This is a genomic window from Cypionkella sp. PAMC25878, from assembly GCF_058135695.1.
In genome coordinates this window covers 1,126,446-1,143,522 of sequence record NZ_CM176871.1, presented here as the reverse complement: position 1 = coordinate 1,143,522, position 17,077 = coordinate 1,126,446, and the positions used below count along the sequence as shown (strand labels likewise).

Sequence of the window (17,077 nt, the reverse complement as noted above, 5' to 3'; positions counted from 1 at the left end):
GAAAATCCTGACATGGCGAGGGTTTGCTTGGCGGTTGCAGATGGTCTAGCCTTGGCGTGAAATGGCAGGAGATGGCGATGGAATGGCAGCAGTATCTGAACGCGGAGCAGGCGCGGTTTGTGCAGGAATTGCTGGCATTTGTGCGGATTCCGTCGGTTTCGGCCAAGCTCGAGAATATCCCGGATGTGGTGCGGGCCGCGGAATGGGTGGCGGCGCGGTTGACGGCGGCAGGGGTGGACGGGGCCGAGGTGTTGCCGACGGCGGGGCATCCGGTGGTCTGTGGGCATTGGCTGCACGCGGGGGTCGATAAGCCGACGATCCTGATCTATGGGCATTTCGATGTGCAGCCTGCAGAGCCGTTTGAGCTGTGGGACAGCCCGCCGTTTGAACCTGAGGTGCGCGATGGCAAGGTCTGGGGGCGCGGGGCTTCGGATGACAAGGGCGGCATGTTGGTGCCCATTCTGGCGGTGGAATCGCTGCTGAAAACCACGGGGCGCTTGCCGGTGAATGTGAAGTTTTTCTTTGAGGGGCAGGAGGAGATCGGCTCCCCAGATCTACCACCTTTTGTGGCGGCCAATGTGGATCGGCTGACGGCGGATATGATTTTCTCTGCCGATGGGCTGCAATATGCGCCAGATCAGCCACAGATCGTTGAGGCGTTAAAGGGGTTGGTAAAGGCCGAGATCGTGGTGCGGGGGCCAAGATCGGACCAACACTCGGGCCTGCATGGCGGTGGGATTGCCAATCCGGCGATGGCTTTGGCGCATCTGCTGGCCTCGATGAAATCGGCAGATGGGTTGGTGACAGTCGATGGGTTCTATGACGATGTTTTGGGGCTGACCGGAGCGGATCGGGCGGCGATCGCGCGGATTCCCTATGATGAACCCCGCTATTTGGCGGAAACCGGTGCGCCTGCGGTGTTTGGCGAGCCGGGGTACACGACACGCGAACGGCTGTGGGCGCGTCCGACGCTGGATGTGAACGGGTTGACGAGCGGGTGGCAGGGGATTGGCTCGAAAACCGTGCATCCGGCAGAGGCGCGGGCGAAGATCACCTGTCGGTTGGTGGCAGCGCAGGATCCTGCAAAGATTTTAGCAGCTTTGGAAGCGCATGTGCAGGCGCATTGCCCTGCCGGGGTGACGGCTGAACTGGAGCCGGGGTCGGGCGGCGCGGGGCCGTTTTTGGTGCCATCGGGTCATAATGCGACGGGGATCGCGGCGCAGGTGTTGGAGGAGGTTTACGGTAAAGCCCCGTATCGCACGCGGTTGGGAGGGTCTATTCCGGTGATGACGACCTTGCTGGAGGTGCTGGGGGTTCATGCGGTGATGTTTGGATTTTCGCATGATGACGAGAACCTGCACGCGCCGAATGAGTTCTTCCGGCTGGAAGCGTTTCGGTTGGGCCAAGCGGCTTATGTGCGGCTGTTGCAGCGGTTGGGGGCGTGAGGCGACAGGCGCGGTGCGCTGAAGCGCACCCTACGCATCAGGACAAAGCATCAGGACAGCGCCGCCAGTAGGTCCATGGCGGTGATTTGGTCGAATTGGACGTGGCGGTGCATCAGGGTCTCGGCCCCGGCTGCATCGCGGGCGAAGATCAGCGTGGCGATGGCGCGGTGCTCAGTGGCAGAGGTGGCGATGGCCCCGGCATAGCGGTAGCGGGCACGGTAGTAGGCCAGCAGTTTGCGGGCGTTGGTTTTGATCATCTCGGTCAGGAAAGGATTGCCTGCGGCCAGCGCCACACATTCATGAAAGCGCAGGTTCAGCTGGTAATAGGCATCGGGGTTGGCGTCGCCTTGTTCGGTCGAGAATGTCTCACAGGCTTGCACGGCGGCTTCTAGCGCTGTGGCCCAAGACACCGACAGACGGCGGGCGGCGAGGCCTGCGGCTTGACCTTCAAGTTTGGCGTGAACTTCGAGGATGGCCAAGAATTCCTCAAGGCTGGGGCGGAACACTGTCGCCCCCTTGCGCGGCAGGCGGCGCACAAGGCCCATGGCTTCGAGTTGTAAGATAGCTTCACGGACGGGGGTGCGGGAGACGGTGAATTCGGCGACCAGTTCGGCCTCATCAATCAGATCGCCGGGGTTGAGGCGGCCTGTGTCGATCCACGATAGGATCTTATTGGTGAGGGTTTCGGTTTGGCCTGCCATGTCTGATCAAAAGACCGAAAAGGCTGTCAGGTAAAGGGGGATAGCCGGAATACTTCATGTAACGCCCGGTTGATTGTTTCGAAAATGCAACCAATGGGAGATTGGCGCGTAATGGCTTCCGCGCCATGGCTGCACGAAAGAAGATGATCTGTAGCGCGAAAGCCGCAAATGTAGCTGAAATGAGGGGAAAATCTGACAAATTCAAGGCACGCTCGGCCGAACCACTAAAAATCGCATCGCGACCTTTGTATCCCTATCAGCAATCAGCCCCCGAAAGTGGGGCGAATAACACGCCGGGCACGAAAGCCTGGGTTTTTGAGGCGGAGCAGTAAGATGGTAAAAGCGATTGATTTCGCGGTCCGCAATGTTGCGGGCGGCGCGCAGCATGGCAGTGTCGCAGGCAACAGCCAAGGCAATTTCATTCAGGTTGGTTCGGGCGATAGCGTTTCGCTGAACCTCTCCCGCGCGAGCGTTGTGGGCTATGAACAGCAGGGCGGCGATTTGCTGGTCAAGCTGTCGGATGGCCGCAGCATCGTTCTAAGCAACTACTTCAACGAACAGCCGGGAGATGTGAACCATCTCTATCTTTCCTCGGATGGCGAGATCACCGAGGTGATCGTCCACGAGGGTCAGGGCGGCGTGCTGGCGGCGGATTACGGCCCGGTCAGCGGCTGGGACAAGTGGAGCCCGCTGGACGATATGCGCTTTACCCAAGCGGATAGCGTCTCGGATGTGGCGATGGTGTCGAACGAGCCTGCTGGCATGGCGCCGTTTGTGCCGGGTCTTCTGGGCCTGGACGGTTTTGGCGCGATTGCTGCCGGGGCTGGCGCGATTGCCGTGATTGCTGGTGGCGGTGGTTCGGGTGGTGGCGGTGGTGGTGGCACGCCTGACACGACCCCGCCTGCGGTGGCTGTGACCGAGGGCACCAAATCGGTGAACCATGTTGAGAATGGCGCAGATTATGTGAATGGCGTGGTGATCGCTGGCACCAGCGAACCGGGTGCGAAGATCGACGTTTTGGTCAATGGCCATACGCAGACCACCGTGGTGGATAGCACTGGGCACTGGGCACTGGACAGTGACCTTCCCGACGAAGGAAGTGGATCCCGGCGAATATGAAATTCCGGTGGTGGTGAAGGCCACCGATGCAGCGGGCAACAGCACGACCTGGAACGATGTTCTGGTGGTCGATACCATGCCGAACCCGATCAACTTTGATGCAGTGACGGGCGACGACAAGGTGAACTTTGTCGAGAATTCGACCGGATTGGTGGTGGCAGGCACCTCGATTACGGGCGCGACTTTGGATGTGACGCTGAATGGGGTGACGAACACGGTTGTGGTCGGCTCGGACGGGCATTGGACCACGACTTATCCGACGGGCACCCTGCCCGCTGGGGAATATACCCAAACGATTACCGCGACTTCGACGGATAACCACGGCAATACCTCGACCTCGACCCATACGTTCGCGGTGGATACCGAGACTTCGGTGGCCTTCACAGGCACGCCGGGTGGCGACGGCATGGTGAACGCAAGCGAAGCGGCAGCGGGTTTGGTGCTGAACGGCACAGCGCAGGCGGGGGCTTCAGTTTCGGTGGCGTGGAATGGCACGACGCTGACTACGGTGGCGAATTCGAGCGGAGTGTGGTCGGTGACCTATCCGGCGGGCTCGGTGACGGCGGGCACTTATACGTCGACCGCAACGGCGACGGCGACCGATAGCTTTGGCAACACCGCGACGGCAACCCAAGTGGTGAATGTCGACACTGAAACCTCGGTGACGGTGAACAATGGCCAGTCAGGCGGCGATGATGTGATCTCTGGCGCTGAAGCTGCCGCTGGGGTGGCGTTGACCGGCACGGCGGAAGCCGGTGCTGCGGTTGTGGTGACGATGGGCGCGGTTAGCCACACTGTCACGGCAAGCGCTTCTGGCGCTTGGACCGCAAATTTTGCGGCCAGCGAAGTGACACCCGGCACCTATGACACGGTGGTTTCGGTGGTTTCGACCGATCTTGCGGGCAACAGCGCATCCACCACACATAACATCCATGTCGACTCCCAGACTTCGGTTGCGGTGAATGCGGGCCAAGCTGGCGGCGCTGATCTTGTCAACGCGGCAGAGGCAGCGGGTGGGCTGGTTTTGACTGGCACGGCGGAAGCGGGCGCTCAGGTGACGGTGGTGTTCCAAGGTGCGACCAGAATCGTAACCGCCAGTTCGACAGGGACTTGGAGCGCAAATTACACTGCCAGCGAAGTGCGCAGCGGCACCTATGACTCGACGGTGCAGGTGTCTTCGGTGGATGCGGTTGGCAATACCGCGACCACCACGCACAGCCTGCATGTTGACACCGAGATCGCAGTGGCGATCCCGGCGGGTCAGGCGGGCGGCGATGATGCAATCTCGGGCGCTGAACAAGCGGCTGGGCTGGTGCTGACCGGCACGGCGGATGCAGGGGCGACGGTTGTTGTTACCATGCAAGGCGTCAGCCATACCGTGACCGCAAGCGCTGCTGGCATCTGGAGCGCGAATTTCGCGCCTAGCCAAGTGGCGGCCGGGACTTATGACTCGGTCGTGACGGTGCGGGCAACGGATGCGGCGGGCAACGTGGCAACCGCGTCGCATACGGTGCATGTCGATACCGAAACCAATGTGGCGATCAATGTTGGCCAAGCGGGCGGCGATGATATGATCAGCGGCGCAGAAGAAGCCGTTGGCGTGGCGCTGACCGGGACGGCCGAAGCGGGTGCAAGCGTTGTTGTGACAATGGAGGGCGTAACCCACACCGTTATCGCCAGCAGTGCAGGCACTTGGACGGCGAATTTCTCGACCAGTGAAATCCGCTCGGGCACTTATGCCACGACCGCGACGGCTGTGGCGACCGATGCTTTGGGCAACACCGCCACGACCAGCCATGTGGTGAATGTCGATACCGAAGTGGTGCCGTTTGACCGCGCCATCCTGTCGACCGGGTCGGATACGATCCTGAACGCGGCAGAGGCCACCAGCGGTTTGACTGTGACGGGTCATGTCGAAGCGGGTTCGACCGTGATGCTGACGTTCGGCAGCGGCGCGCAACATGCGGCCACTGTCGCAGCCGATGGCAGCTGGAGCTTCACCATTCCGGCGGGCGAGATTCCGGCGGGTGAGAACTCGGTGACGCTGACGGCGGTGGCGACGGATCATGTTGGCAACGTCTCGACCCTTACCGAGCAGGTCGCGGTGGATACCATCGTGCGCAACTTCACTCATGTTGAGGTGATTGCGGGCGACGATATTTTGAACGCAGCTGAACGCGCGGCTGGCCTGACGCTGACCGGCACGTCTGAGCCGTTCTCGACGCTGGTGCTGCATCTGGCCAATGGCTCGGAAGTGACGGCTTCGGTCGGCGCGGATGGGCTGTGGAGCGCGACTTTCCCAGCATCGTCGTTGCCCACAGGCGAAGGTAACACCACGGTCACGGTGACGGCGACGGATCATGCGGGCAACACCGCCAGCTATACCGACAGTTTCCACTATGACACCGTGATGCCGAATGATCCTTGGATCACCAATGACGCGGGCAGCGGAAACGTGATATTTGGCGTTGCGACGGCAGTATCGCCGGATGACCTGACCTATCACGCAGTCGCGGCGACGGGCGCAGCGACCATGCTGCAAGACCTTGGGGGCCCTCCCGATGCCGCAATCAATTCGGTTCAAAGCCACTGGGCGTTCTTCGGCACTCCGGTGGCCGATGGCAGCTATCTGGTGATCAACGACACCGATGCGGCGGGCAACGAGCAGAGCACTTTGTATCTGCGCTCGACCACCGATGTGACGGTGGATCTGAACCGCGAAGGTCTGCACGGCTTTGACTTCGGCACCATCGACCTGACGTCTTCGAAAGCGACTTTGACGCTGACCGAGGCGCAGATCAACAGTCTGACCGGGGCGGATCACCAGATGGCGATCCGCGGCGGTGCGGATGATCATGTCAATATCGTCGGCGCGGTCGCCGGTGCGCATCAGGTGGTGAACGGTGAGAGTTATACGCTCTACACGCTGGGCAGCAGCGGGGCTTCGGTGTTGGTTGACGACGATATCCACGTCAATACCGCTGTTTGATCGGGGAAACGGGCGATGCCCAAGAACAGCAAGAACGGGTTCGGGAACGGGGTGAAATACCTCGTCCCGGCGCTGGCAGGGTTTGCCCTGCTGGCGGGCTGCATGGCGGGGCCCGAGGCACCCTCGATGCTGCAAACGCATGAGCAGGCGGGGCCGAGTGCGGTGGGGGTCCTGGGGCAACCTGCGGGATCGGGCCTGATCGGAAATTTACAGGGGCGACGCTCGGTTTTGCCGCCGGGAGGCGCTTATGCGAAAGTGTCCGACGCGGTGATCCATGCCAGCGCTGGCGCGGCAGAGGCCGAGTTGCGCGTGGCGCGGCTGAAGGCGAATGCGCAGTCGAAGAACTGGCTGCCGTCGATTGGACCTTCGGTGAACCTGTCCTCGCTGGGTGGGTTGGCAGCAAGTTTGTTGCTGGAGCAGGCTTTGTTCGACAACGGGCGGCGTAAAGCTGAGCGGGCATTTGCTTCGGCCGATGTCGAAGTGGCGGCGGTCAGCCTTTCCACCGCGATGAATCAGCGGGTGTTTGAGGGGTTGTCATATTACGTCAATGCCCAACGGGCGCGGGCGCAGGCCGTAGTGGCGCAGGCGGCCGCGGGCCGTTTGCAGGAATTCAACACGATCATGGGCAAGCGCGTGGCGGGCGGTCTGTCGGATGGCTCGGAACAGCAGGTCTTGAACCAACGTGTTGCCGAAATGCAGGCGACGGTGGCGGTGGATCTGCAGACCGAGTCCAGCCAAATGGCACAATTGGCCGCTTTGGCCGGGCAACCTTTGGGCGAGATCAGCGGCTTGGATAGCCTGCCCGATATGGGCCAATCGACGACTGAGCCTTTGACGGTGGTCAAAGCGCGTGGAGAGGGCGCGCGGGCGATTGCTCAGGCGCAGATGCAACTGGCCGGGTTGAAGTTTGGTCTGTCGGCGACGGCGGGTCTGGATGATGGTGGCATCAATCCCGGCGTGAAGTTGAACGGCGCGGGGCTGTTTAATCCCGGCGCGAAGGACAATATCGCAGCGTTGCAGCAGACCGGGGATGTGGTGGACCGTCAGACGGCGGAAGCCGCCGAGATCGCCAATCGCCGTATTGTGGCGTTGCAGCAGCAGAATGCCAATTTGGCCTCTCGTCGCGCGCAGGGCGATGAGGTGCTGAAGCAGACGGCGGCGAACCTTGATCTGTTCACCCAGCAATACAAGGTCGGGCGACGGACTCTGCTGGAGTTGGTTGGCCAATACGACGCCTATGCGCGGCTGCAGCGCGATCAGGCCTCGCTGGGCTATGACATGGCACTGATTGATCTGGAAATCGCCCGGGATCGTGGGTTGTTGGTAGATGGGGCACGGATGTGAATGACCGGGTTGTCGCCTTCGATATCAATGCGGGCCGGGTGGCTGCGGCTGGAGATATTGCCGCGCGTAGTGGCTCGGATACGCGGGTGCCGCAGGGTCGGCACAACGCGCGGGCGCTAAGCCGGGCGCAACTGGCCACGGTATATGCCGGGCTCTGTGGTGTCGATCTGGCGGTGTCTGATGTGGTCGAGCAGATTCAGCTGGCCTCGGACGCGGGGCAGTTGGGCCTGCCGGAAGTGGCGCGGGCGTTGCGCAGTTGCGGAATTGCGGCGCAGGTGGTTGCTGTGGCTACCCCTGCAGTTGGGCACTGGCCAGCTTTGGCCGAGATGACCTCGGGCCAGATCGTTTTGGTTCTGGGTGAGACGGCCGACGGCGTTGAGGTTTATGACACCAGCGTCGATAATATGCGCGCCGAGGTGCCGCATGAAGATTTCGCGCAGGTCTATGCGGGCCGGATTTTGCGGGTGCGCACCTCCGTTAAAGAACTTGAGTCACGGCATGTTGAGGCCGCGAAAACCCCGCATTGGTTCTGGGGTGAGTTTACCCGTTACAAACGGCAGTTGGGCGAGGTCGCTGCGGGGTCGCTGGTGGCGAACCTATTGGCTGTGGCGGTGTCGCTGTTCTCGATGCAGGTCTATGATCGGGTGATCCCGTATCAGTCGGAACCGACGTTGTGGGTGCTGGCACTGGGCGCGATGCTGGCGATTGTGCTGGAAGCGGCTTTGAAGCTGGCGCGCTCGGGGCTGATGGATACGACGGGCAAGCGGATTGAACTTTCCGTGCAGGCGCGGCTGATGGACAAGCTGTTGGGGATGAAGCACGGGCCGGGGCAGCGCAGCCCGTCATCGCTGTTTGCCGCGATGCGCGAGTTTTCCTCGGTGCGCGAGTTTTTCACCGCAACCACAATCGGCACGATGGCGGATTTGCCGTTTATCCTGATTTTCCTCGCCTTGGTGGCCTCGATTGGCGGCAATCTGGTGTGGATTTTGATTGCGGGCGGCGCGCTGATGGTGCTGCCGGGTTTCCTGTTTCAAAAGCGCATGGTGGCTTTGACGGCGGCAACGCAGGGCGCTTCGACCCGTGCAGCACGGGTGCTGTATGAAGCAATCTTTGAGGCCGAAACCGTCACCACCCAGCGCGGGGAAGACCGGATCAAACGGATTTGGGCGGAACTTTCCACGCTGTCGGCGGTGAAATCATCCGATCAGCGGCATCTGACGGCGATGCTGGGCTATTGGGCGCAGGGCGTGCAGCAGGCGACCTATATTCTGGCGGTGGTCGCCGGGGCTTATCTGGTGTTTGCGGGCGATTTCACGGTGGGCACGATCATTGCCATCGGGATTCTGACCGGTCGGACTTTGGGGCCATTGGCCTCGCTCTCCTCCACCATGTCGAAATGGACCAATGTGAAGGCCGCTTTGGACGGGCTAGAGGCGATTGTAGGGTCCAATCAAGCCGAGGAAACCGGACGTCACTATCTGCGCCGCGACAAGCTGGTGGGCGCGTTTGAGTTGCGCAATGTCGAGTTCCGCTATGATCCGAAAGCGGCGACGACTGTTGAAATCAACGGCCTGTCGATCCCGGCAGGGCAGCATATTGCGGTGCTGGGCGCGAATGGCTCGGGTAAATCGACGTTGTTGCGCGTGCTGGCTGGGCTTTATGAGCCTTCGGCGGGGCGCGTTTTGATCGACGGCGTTGACCTGAACCAAGTACATCCGCGCGATTTGCGGCGAGGCGTTGGCTATCTGGGGCAGGAAGTGCGGCTGTTTGCGGGCACGCTGCGCGACAACCTGAATATGTCTCAGCTAGAGCGCAATGATGACCGTCTGTTCGCTGCGCTGGATTTTGCAGGACTGGGGCCGTTTGTGCGCAGCCATCCGAGGGGCCTCGATCTGGAGATCCGCGAGATGGGCGAAGGTCTGTCGGTGGGTCAGCGTCAAAGCATCGGCTGGGCGCGGATTTGGCTGCAAAACCCGCGCGTTGCGATTTTGGATGAACCGACGGCGGCGCTGGATCAGACGCTGGAGACCACTCTGGTTAGTCGGCTGAAAACTTGGTTGGACGGGCGCACCGCGATCATCGCGACGCACCGGGTGCCGATTTTGCAACTGACCAACCGGGTGGTGATCATGCAGAACGGGCGATTGGTGGTCGATGGGCCTAGGGAAGCCGTGTTGGCACATCTGAACAATGGTGGCGTGGCAGCGCAGGCCCCTGCTCCGGCAGCTGGGGTTGCAATTGGCAGCATCACGCCGGTGAAAAAGCCATTCACTATGCAGGTCAGGGGGGCGAAGCCATGAGCCTTGCCACCTATGACGAAGGCTTTGCCGAAAAGACTCGCGGCCCCAGCCGCACGATCTGGATGATTGTCGTGGTGATGGTGGTGTTCGTGGCTTGGGCCTCGGTGGCTTGGGTCGATGAGATCGTGCGGGCGCAGGGTGAGGTGGTATCCTCCAGCAGGCCCCAGATCATCCAGAACCTTGAGGGTAGGATTCTGGCGGAACTGAATGTCGCCGAGGGCGATGTGGTGGAGCCGGGCCAGACATTGGCGCGGCTGTATGGCACGCAATATCAGGCCGCGGTGGATGAGTTGTCGGATGAAATCGCCACCTTGGAAATCCGCCGTTTGCGGCTGGAGGCCGAGATGAATGGCGCGCCAGGGTTTGACGTGCCGAAGATATTTGCGCAGAGGGTGCCGGATGTTGTGGCCTCGGAAAAGACGCTGCTGACGGCGCGTCTTAGCGAATATGACGCGCGGGTGGGTGGCGCGCAGGCGGTATTGGAGCAGACCTCCAAAGAGGCGGAACTGCTGGAGAAAATGTATAAGCAAGACATCGCGCCGCTGATCGAAGTGACGCGCGCGCGCCGGGATAATTCGGACGCGAAGAACAAGCTGTCAGAGGCGCGCACCACCACCGAGATGGAGCGGGCGACGGATTACGCCAAGACCGAAAGTGACCTCGCGGGGCTGCGGCAAAAGCTGAAACTGGCGCAAGACCAGTTGTCACGCACCGTGCTGGTGGCGCCAATGAAGGGGGTGGTGAACAAGCTGTCGATCACCACGATTGGCGGCGTGGTCAAGCCCGGTGAGGAAATTTTACAGATCATCCCGCTGGATGACGCTTTGTTCATCGAGGCGCGGGTGAAGCCGCGCGACATTGCCTCGGTGCGCGAAGGCTTGGACGCGACGGTGAAGCTGTCGGCCTATGATTACACGATTTATGGCTCGTTGAAGGCCAAGGTGGTGTTCATCTCGGCCGATACGTTCAAGGATGAACGCTCGCGTGATCCGAATGGCGATCCGCATTACAAGGTGACGCTGGCGGTGGATCAAAGCAAGTTCACTGCGCGGCAGAAGGGGCTGGAGATTAAGCCCGGTATGCAGGCAGATGTGGAGTTGGAGACGGGTGGCAAGACGATTCTGACCTATCTGACCAAGCCGCTCTATAAGTCGAATGAGGCTTTGCGGGAGCGGTAGTTTGCTTGGCTAAGCTAAGCGCCGGGGGTTTCACACCCCCAGACCCCTGTGGGATATTTGTGCACAGAGGATGACCAAGCAAGGCATCACGCGGCTTTTGGGAAATAGCTAAAATCCAATCGCTTAAGCCTTGGTAAAGCCTGTTCGGCTATACCTGACCGTGGGTGTGAAACATGGGTGTGTGATGGCCGGGCAATCAAATGCCGCGCCAGTCATCATCAAGCGGAAGAAAATTATCAAAGCCAGCGGTCACCACGGTGGGGCGTGGAAAGTGGCCTATGCTGACTTTGTGACGGCCATGATGGCCTTCTTCATGCTGATGTGGCTGCTAAACGCGACGACGGAAAAACAACGTAAGGGAATCGCGGATTACTTCAGTCCTACGATTGCGATCAGCCGGGTTTCCGGGGGCGGCGACAGCATGTTCGGGGGGGACTCGACGTTCTCCGAGGAGGCGCTTGCTCAGAATGGCACCGGGGCCAGCCTCGCGCAGCCGACCGAAAGCAACAAGGCACGCGGCGAGTCTGGTTCGGCCGAGAAGGATGCAGAGTCGGCGGCAGAACAGGGCCGGATGGCGCAGATCGCGCAGACCCTGATGGCGCAGGGCGGCGAAAGCATGACCATGCAGCGGATGCTGCGGCATGTGGTGACTAAGGTCACAGATGAGGGCTTAGTGGTTGAAATCTTTGATCTTCCGGATGCACCATTGTTCGTGGATGACACGGCAGAACCCACGGGGGAGACTCGCAAGATCGCCGGATTGATCGCCGAGGTGCTGGGTCTGGCAGAAAATAAAATCGCGGTGAACGGCCATCTGCGCACCTTGCCGATCACCTTGAAAGACAACCCCGCTTGGGATCTTTCCACCGCACGCGCGCAAGCGATGCGGGCTTTGCTGGAAAGCGACGGCATTGCCAGCACCCGGATGGCGCGGATCAGTGGCCATGCTGATCGCAAACCCGCCACGCAAGATCCGACGGCAATCCGCAACAATCGGCTGGAGATCATTCTGCTGCGCAAGGACCGATGAGATGCTTAAAATTTGAACTGTTAGGGCGATCTTAAGGTGCATCAGGCAGGTTCGATCTGACAAAAGGTCGAGGCTGCAGAAAGGCGCTTTCCATGACGATTTCCTCATCGATGAACGCGGGGGTGGCGGGGCTTAATGCCAACGCCAACCGACTTGCAACGATTGCCGACAATATCGCGAACTCATCCACCTATGGTTATAAACGTTCAGAAACCGATTTTCACTCGGTGGTGCTGAATGGCAGTGCGCAGGCCAGCTATTCGGCGGGCGGGGTGCGTGCCTCGAATATGCGGCTGATTGATGAACGCGGGCCGCTGATTTCGACGGCCAACGCCACCGATCTGGCGATTGATGGTCGGGGGTTTCTGCCTGTGACCGATGCAGGGTCGTTGGACGGCACCAACGGAGCTTATCCGATTTCACTGGTGACAACCGGGTCGTTCCGCCCGGATGCCGAGGGGGTGTTGCGTACTGAAACCGGGTTGGTGCTGATGGGTTGGCCAGCCAACCCAGATGGCAGCCTGAACACCTATCCGCGTGATACGATGGCGGCACTTGAACCCGTGCGGATCAACGCCAACCAATATATCGGCAACCCCACGTCAGAGATGACACTGGGCGTGAACCTGCCCGCCTCCGCCAGCATTGCCGGGGCTTCGGGCGATCCGCATGATCTGACGGTGGAATATTTCGGCAATCTTGGCACCTCGGAATCGCTGGATTTCAGCTTTACCCCGACAGTGCCCGCCACCGGGGCCTCGAACGCTTGGACGATGACGGTGCGCGACAGCGCCTCGGGGGGGGCGGTGATTGGCGAATATACGCTGACCTTTGATCCCTCACAGTCAGCGGGTGGCACGTTGGCCTCGGTCACGGCGGTGTCAGGCGGGGCCTATGATCCGGCAAGTGGCACAATCCCACTATCGGTAGCGGGTGGCGGCATTTCGTTGAAAGTGGGTGAGCTTGGCCAACCGAACGGGATGACCCAGCTGTCCAGCAGCTTCGCCCCGGTGTCGATCAGCAAAAACGGCTCTCCCGTCGCCAGCCTGACCTCGGTTGAGATTGATGAAAAGGGCGATCTTTACGCGATTTATGATCAGGGCTTCACCCGGCGGATTTACCAGATTCCGGTGGTGGATGTACCAAACCCGAATGGGTTGATGGCGATGAACAATCAAACCTATCAGATCTCAGCGGCCTCTGGCCCGTTCTATTTGTGGAATGCGGGTGATGGACCAACCGGCACAGTGGTGGGCTTTTCGCGCGAGGAATCCTCGACCGATGTGGCGGCGGAACTGACGCAATTGATCCAGACCCAGCGCGCCTATTCCTCCAACGCCAAGGTCATCCAGACCGCAGATGAGATGCTGCAAGAAACCACCAATATCAAACGATAAGAGGCTTGAATGTCGATCACATCCGGCCTTTCCTCCGCGCTTTCCGGTCTTAACGCGGCAGCGCGTGCCGCGGAAATCGTCTCGTCAAACATCGCCAATGCGATGACCGAGGGCTATGGGCGGCGCGAATTGCAACTGAGCGCGCGCACCATTGGCGGCTCGGGTCAGGGCGTCAGCGTGACCGGCGTGGTGCGGCGCGGCGATCCGATTTTGCTGGGCGATCGCCGCTTGGCACAGGCAGGCAGTGGCGGGCGCGACGCCACGGCAAGCTTTCTAAAACGAGTCGAGTCGGCGCTTGGAACGGTGGATAGCGCCACCTCTCTGGGCAGCCGGATCAGCGATTTCGACACAGCGCTGTTGGAAGCCAGCTCTCGCCCGGAATCCGAGGCGCGGTTGTCGAAAGTGCTGGAATCGGCCAAAACTTTGGCCAGTCATCTGGCGGCGGCGGGCACCGATATTCAACAGGCGCGCTCTGATGCCGATGATCAAATCGAAAGCCAGGTCACGCAGGTGAATACGGCTTTGGCCCGAATCGCGGATCTGAACGGCCAAATCCGGGCGACTTCTGGCTCTGGCCGCGACAATTCGGCGCTGATCGACCAGCGCCAGCAGGCGATTGACAGCATCGCCAAGATCATTCCTTTGCGCGAAGTGTCGCGCGACAAGGGTGAGATTGCGCTGTTTACCACCGGCGGCGCGGTTGTGTTGGACGGGCTGCCTGCGCAGCTAGGATTTACGCCGGTGGGCGTGGTGGTCGCGGGGATGACTCAAGCCAGCGGGGCTCTGTCGGGGTTGACGCTGAACGGTAAGGCGATCTCGACGGTGGCTGAGGATGGTCCGATTTCCGGCGGCACACTGGCGGCGCAATTCGCCATTCGCGATGATCTTGCCCCGCAAGCGCAGGCGAAACTCGATGCCACCGCTCGCGATCTGGTGGAACGGTTTGCCGCCACCGGGTTGGACAGCACGCGGGCTGCGGGCACAGCGGGCCTGTTCACCGATGGCGGCGTCGCTTTCAATACAAGCAATGAGATAGGTCTTGCGCAGCGCCTGACCGTCAACGCCGCCGCAGATCCGGTACAGGGCGGCGCACTTTGGCGGATGCGCGATGGTCTGGGCGCCACCGCGCCGGGGCTTGCGGGCAACAGCCAACTGCTGAAAGACCTGCAAACAGCACTAACCACCCCCCGCACGCCCGTCTCTGGCGGTTTCATGACCGGGGCGCGCAGCTTTTCCACCTTGGCGGCGGATTTCGTTTCGGGTGTGGCCAGTGCGCGGGTCACCGCAGAAAATGAGGCCAGCTATTCGGCGGCACGGCTGGATACGCTAAGCACGATGGAATTGGAGCAAGGCGTTGATACAGATCAGGAAATGCAATCCCTGCTGGTGATTGAACAAGCCTATGCCGCCAATGCCAAGGTGATTTCCACCATCGGCGAGATGATGCAGAAACTGCTGGAGATGTAAGCGATGAGCGCGGTTTCCCTAGGCGATATGGCTCGATCTTTCATGCTGCGGCGGCATACCGTTGATCTGAAGCAAAACCTGCAACGGCTGACCAATGAGGCAGCGACGGGCAGGGTCAGCGACACGGCGGCACGGGTCTCGGGCGATCTGAGGCCGATTTCGGGGATTGATGTCTCGTTGGCGCGGTTGAAAGGCTATAATGCGGTGACCTCTGAGGCGGGGCTGTTTGCAGGGGCTATGCAAACCGCGCTTGGCACTGTGGATGATCTGGCCGGGAACCTCAGTAACTCTTTGATTTCGACATCAACGGGGGGGACAGCGGCGCTGATTGACGCTGCGGGTAAGCATGCCGAGCAGAACCTACAAACTGCTTTGTCAGTGCTGAACACCCGCTTTGGAGATCGCAGCCTATTTGCAGGACAAGCGACGACCGGTGCCGCCACAGTGGATTCTGACACACTCCTTTCGGCGCTGACGGCTGCCGTTGCTGGTGCTGTCAGCGCGCAAGATGTTGAGACGGCGGTGAGTAACTGGTTTGCAAGCCCCACAGGTTATGACGCTGTCGCCTACCAAGGTGGAGATGCTTTGGCCGCTTTGGCGATTGCGCCGGGAGAGGAAACCCGCATCGATGTCACCGCCAAAGACCCCGCATTGCGCGACACAATTAAGGGTCTGGCACTGGCGGCTTTGCTTAATCGCGGGGTTTTGGCTGGGCAAAGTACGGGGCGGCAGGACCTTGCCCGCCGTGCCGGGCTCAGCCTGTTGGAAAACAAAACCGATCGCACCAATGTGGCTGCCCGCCTTGGCTTGGTTGAAGCGCAGGTCGACGCCGCCACAACCCGCAATACCAATGAAACCTCGGCTTTGCAGATTGCGCGCAACGGCATCACCGAAGCCGATCCTTATGAAACTGCCACTCGTCTGGATGAAACCGAGGCGCAGTTAGAGAAAATCTACGCCCTCACCGCGCGGCTTTCGCGCCTCAGCCTGCTGGATTATCTGAAATGAGAAAGCTTCTCTGCGCCGTCATGGTCAGCCTGCTGTCAAGTGCGGCTTGGTCCGACCCGATCCGCATCAAGGATCTGGTGGAATTTGACGGCGTGCGATCCAACGATCTGGTGGGCTATGGGCTGGTTGTGGGCCTAAATGGCACCGGGGATGGTTTGCGCAACGCGCCGTTCACCGAAGAAATCATGTCAAATCTGCTGGAACGGTTGGGCGTCAATGTGACTGGCGAGCAGTATCAGCCGAAGAACGTCGCAGCTGTGTTCGTGACCGCAGCTTTGCCACCGTTTGCCCGTGCGGGCGGACAAATTGATGTGACGGTTTCTGCGATTGGCGATGCAAAGAGCCTGCTGGGCGGCACGCTGATCATGACGCCGCTGAACGGCGCGGATGGTCAGATCTATGCGGTGGCGCAGGGGGCGATCATTGCGGGCGGTATTTCTGCCGGCGGTCAGGCGTCAAAGCTGGTGCAGGGTGTGCCGACCGCCGGGATGATCCCCTCGGGTGGGCGGGTGGAACGTGAGGTGGAGTTTGACTTCACCCAGCTGGAGTCGATGCGGCTTGCGCTGCGCGAGCCCGATTTCACCACAGCCGAGCGGATCGAATCCGCGATCAATGCCCAGATCGGCAGAGGCTCGGCCGAGATGCTGGATGCGGGCACGGTGTTGCTGCAAACCAACGGGCGCTCGCCGGCGCATCTGGTCAGCCGGGTAGAGAATATTCTGGTGGAGCCTGAGACGAAAGCGCGGGTTGTTGTCGATCAACGCTCGGGCACCATTGTGATGGGCGAAGACGTGCGGATCAGCCGGGTCGCGGTGGCGCAGGGCAACCTCACGCTGCGGATCGACGAGACGCCGATGGTGTCGCAGCCGAACCCCTTTGCCGAAGGCGAAACCATCGTGCTGCCGCGCACATCGGTCGATATCCAAAACGCACCCGGCACCGGATTGGCAGAGGTGTCCGGCGGCACCAATTTGTCTGAGGTGGTGGCCGGACTGAACGCTTTGGGGGTGGCACCCCACGATATGATCGACATTCTGAAAAGCATCAACGCGGCTGGGGCGCTCCATGCCGAGTTCGTGGTCAACTGAAACGGGCCGGA

Annotated in this window: 12 protein-coding genes; 11 read left to right on the top strand and 1 reads right to left on the bottom strand. The window is 60.8% G+C overall.

Annotated elements, in window-relative coordinates:
• Positions 1–77: 77 nt before the first annotated feature.
• On the top strand, positions 78–1,445 hold the full coding sequence (locus ACS5RD_RS05325) for a dipeptidase (RefSeq protein WP_489930325.1): 1,368 nt from the start codon (positions 78–80) through the stop codon (positions 1,443–1,445).
• Positions 1,446–1,495: 50 nt separating this feature from the next.
• Here the strand turns inward: ACS5RD_RS05325 and ACS5RD_RS05320 are convergent, their stop codons facing one another.
• Entirely contained in the window at positions 1,496–2,146 is a 651-nt protein-coding gene (locus ACS5RD_RS05320; RefSeq protein WP_054005512.1) for a GntR family transcriptional regulator, read from the bottom strand.
• 333 nt (positions 2,147–2,479) lie between these two features.
• Here ACS5RD_RS05320 and ACS5RD_RS05315 point away from each other — a divergent pair, with 333 nt between their 5' ends.
• The 10 genes from ACS5RD_RS05315 (at position 2,480) to ACS5RD_RS05270 (ending at position 17,066) form a co-directional block, all read left to right on the top strand.
• Entirely contained in the window at positions 2,480–3,265 is a 786-nt protein-coding gene (locus ACS5RD_RS05315) for a BapA prefix-like domain-containing protein (protein WP_489930324.1), read from the top strand.
• Positions 3,225–6,254 (top strand): beta strand repeat-containing protein, encoded by a 3,030-nt coding sequence (locus tag ACS5RD_RS05310; RefSeq protein ID WP_489930323.1) that lies wholly within the window; start codon positions 3,225–3,227, stop codon positions 6,252–6,254. The genes ACS5RD_RS05315 and ACS5RD_RS05310 overlap by 41 nt, the downstream gene beginning before the upstream one ends.
• Before the next feature lie 15 nt (positions 6,255–6,269).
• On the top strand, positions 6,270–7,598 hold the full coding sequence (locus ACS5RD_RS05305; protein WP_489930322.1) for a TolC family protein: 1,329 nt from the start codon (positions 6,270–6,272) through the stop codon (positions 7,596–7,598).
• Complete coding sequence (locus ACS5RD_RS05300) at positions 7,595–9,898, top strand: ATP-binding cassette domain-containing protein (RefSeq protein ID WP_489930321.1); 2,304 nt, start codon at positions 7,595–7,597, stop codon at positions 9,896–9,898. The genes ACS5RD_RS05305 and ACS5RD_RS05300 overlap by 4 nt, the downstream gene beginning before the upstream one ends.
• On the top strand, positions 9,895–11,076 hold the full coding sequence (locus ACS5RD_RS05295) for an HlyD family type I secretion periplasmic adaptor subunit (RefSeq protein WP_489930320.1): 1,182 nt from the start codon (positions 9,895–9,897) through the stop codon (positions 11,074–11,076). The genes ACS5RD_RS05300 and ACS5RD_RS05295 overlap by 4 nt, the downstream gene beginning before the upstream one ends.
• A 184-nt stretch (positions 11,077–11,260) precedes the next feature.
• Complete coding sequence (locus ACS5RD_RS05290; RefSeq protein ID WP_489930319.1) at positions 11,261–12,106, top strand: flagellar motor protein MotB; 846 nt, start codon at positions 11,261–11,263, stop codon at positions 12,104–12,106.
• Between the two features lie 92 nt (positions 12,107–12,198).
• Positions 12,199–13,503, top strand: coding sequence for a flagellar hook protein FlgE (locus ACS5RD_RS05285; protein WP_489930318.1), 1,305 nt, complete (start codon positions 12,199–12,201; stop codon positions 13,501–13,503).
• 9 nt (positions 13,504–13,512) lie between these two features.
• Positions 13,513–14,970, top strand: a complete 1,458-nt coding sequence (gene flgK, locus ACS5RD_RS05280) for a flagellar hook-associated protein FlgK (RefSeq protein ID WP_489930317.1) — start codon at positions 13,513–13,515, stop codon at positions 14,968–14,970.
• A 3-nt stretch (positions 14,971–14,973) separates the two neighbouring features.
• Positions 14,974–15,978, top strand: a complete 1,005-nt coding sequence (locus ACS5RD_RS05275; RefSeq protein ID WP_489930316.1) for a flagellin — start codon at positions 14,974–14,976, stop codon at positions 15,976–15,978.
• Between the two features lie 20 nt (positions 15,979–15,998).
• Complete coding sequence (locus tag ACS5RD_RS05270; RefSeq protein ID WP_489931335.1) at positions 15,999–17,066, top strand: flagellar basal body P-ring protein FlgI; 1,068 nt, start codon at positions 15,999–16,001, stop codon at positions 17,064–17,066.
• Positions 17,067–17,077 lie beyond the last annotated feature (11 nt).